Genomic DNA, 1,867 nt, shown 5'->3' on the forward strand with positions numbered 1-1,867 from the left:
CGGAATCGGCGCCTGCCGGGCGTCGGCATCGCGAGGGGGACGGCAGGGAATGGGACGGCTTTCGACACATGTGCTCGACACGGTCAACGGCCGCCCCGCCGCGGGCGTCGCGATCTCGCTGGAGCGGCTCCACGCCGACGGCTCCCGGGAGAGGCTGGCGCAGCTCGTCACGAACGCCGACGGCCGTACCGACGCCCCGCTCCTGTCCGGGACCCTCCTGCCCGGCAGCTATGAGCTGAGCTTCGCGATCGGCGCCTATTTCCGGGGCCTCGGCACCGCCCTGCCTGAGCCCGCCTTCCTCGATCTCGTCCCGATCCGCTTCGGCATCTCCGAGCCGGAAGGGCACTATCACGTCCCGCTCCTGGCCTCTCCCTGGAGCTATTCCACCTATCGCGGCAGCTAGAGCACCCATGAGCCAGACGACCTACCCTCGCGACATGAAGGGCTATGGCCGCAATGCCCCTCACCCGCACTGGCCGGGCGAGGCCCGCATCGCCGTCCAGTTCGTGATCAACTACGAGGAGGGCGGCGAGAACTGCATCCTCCACGGCGACGCTGCCTCTGAGGCCTTCCTCTCCGAGATCGTCGGCGCGGCGCCCTGGCCGGGCCAGCGCCACATGAACATGGAGTCGATCTACGAATATGGCTCCCGCGCCGGCTATTGGCGGCTGTGGCGGATGTTCACCGAACGGAACATGCCGGTCACTGTCTTCGCGGTAGCGAGCGCCCTTGCCCGCTATCCGGAGATCGTCGGCTCGATGCAGGATGCCGGCTGGGAGATCGCGACACACGGCCTGAAATGGATCGACTACCGCGACACCCCCAAGGAGCGCGAGCGCGCCGACATCCTGGAGGCGATCCGGATCCAGACGGAACTGGCCGGCGAGCGGCCGCTCGGCTGCTACCAGGGCCGCACCTCCGAGAACACCATCCCGCTGACGATGGAGGAAGGCGGCTTCCTCTACACCGCCGACGTCTATGCCGACGAGCTGCCTTACTGGCTTTCAGGCGCGAAGGGGCCGCAGCTCGCCGTGCCCTACACCCTCGACGCCAACGACATGCGCTTCGCCACGCCGCAGGGCTTCAATACCGGCGACCAGTTCTTCACCTACCTGAAGGACTCGTTCGACACGCTCTATGCCGAGGGCGAGACCGCGCCGAAGATGATGTCGATCGGCCTGCATTGCCGCCTCGTCGGCCGCCCGGGCCGCGCCGCGGCGCTCGCCCGCTTCCTCGACTATGTCAGGAGCCACGACCGGGTCTGGGTGGCGACCCGTCTCGACATCGCCCGCCACTGGGTCCGGACACACCCCCCGGCCGGCGGCTATGTGCCTTCGAGGCTGCCCAGGGCGCTATTCACCGAGGTGTTCGGCCGCGTTTGGGAGCATTCGCCCTGGATCGCCGATGCCGCCTACGACTCCGGGATCGGCGCGGCCGAGGATACCGCGGAAGGCCTCCACGCAGCGATGGTCACGGCGATGCGCAACGGCACGCCAGCGCAGCGCAAGGCGCTGCTCACGGCCCATCCCGACCTCGCCGGCAAGCTCGCCGCAGCAGGCGGGCTCACGCCGGAATCGACGCAGGAGCAGGCCGGCGCGGGGCTCGATCGCCTCACCAGCGACGAACGCGTTCGCTTCGTGGCACTGAACGAAGCCTACAAGGCACGTTTCGGAATCCCCTTCATCATGGCGGTGAAAGGGGCGGCCAAGGCCCAGATCCTTGCCGCGTTCGACGAGCGGTTGAAGAACGCGCCCGAACAGGAACTCGCAACCGCCCTCGCCGAGGTCGAGAAGATCGCGCTGTTCCGCCTCAAGGCGCTGCTCCCGGCCGGCTAGGCGGCGCGATCCAGCTTCAGCGCCGGAGCGCG

The 1,867-nt window shown here is 68.6% G+C and carries 2 protein-coding genes; both read left to right on the forward strand.

What is annotated here, in order from left to right; translation table 11 throughout:
* Positions 1 to 49 precede the first annotated feature (49 nt).
* Positions 50 to 403, forward strand: coding sequence for a hydroxyisourate hydrolase (uraH, locus tag ACIPIA_RS15330; RefSeq protein WP_400510791.1), 354 nt, complete (start codon positions 50 to 52; stop codon positions 401 to 403).
* A gap of 7 nt (positions 404 to 410) precedes the next feature.
* The gene (gene puuE, locus ACIPIA_RS15335) at positions 411 to 1,835 is read left to right on the forward strand and encodes an allantoinase PuuE (protein ID WP_400510793.1); all 1,425 of its coding nucleotides are present in this window, start codon (positions 411 to 413) and stop codon (positions 1,833 to 1,835) included.
* Positions 1,836 to 1,867 lie beyond the last annotated feature (32 nt).

This window comes from Allobosea sp. CER48 (assembly GCF_044752385.1).
In the GTDB taxonomy this organism is placed as follows: Bacteria; Pseudomonadota; Alphaproteobacteria; order Rhizobiales; family Beijerinckiaceae; genus Allobosea.

Coding starts and splice junctions, on each gene's coding strand:
- puuE (WP_400510793.1), top strand. CDS start 411: ATGAGCCAGACGACCTACCCTCGCGACATGAAGGGCTATGGCCGCAAT.
- uraH (WP_400510791.1), top strand. CDS start 50: ATGGGACGGCTTTCGACACATGTGCTCGACACGGTCAACGGCCGCCCC.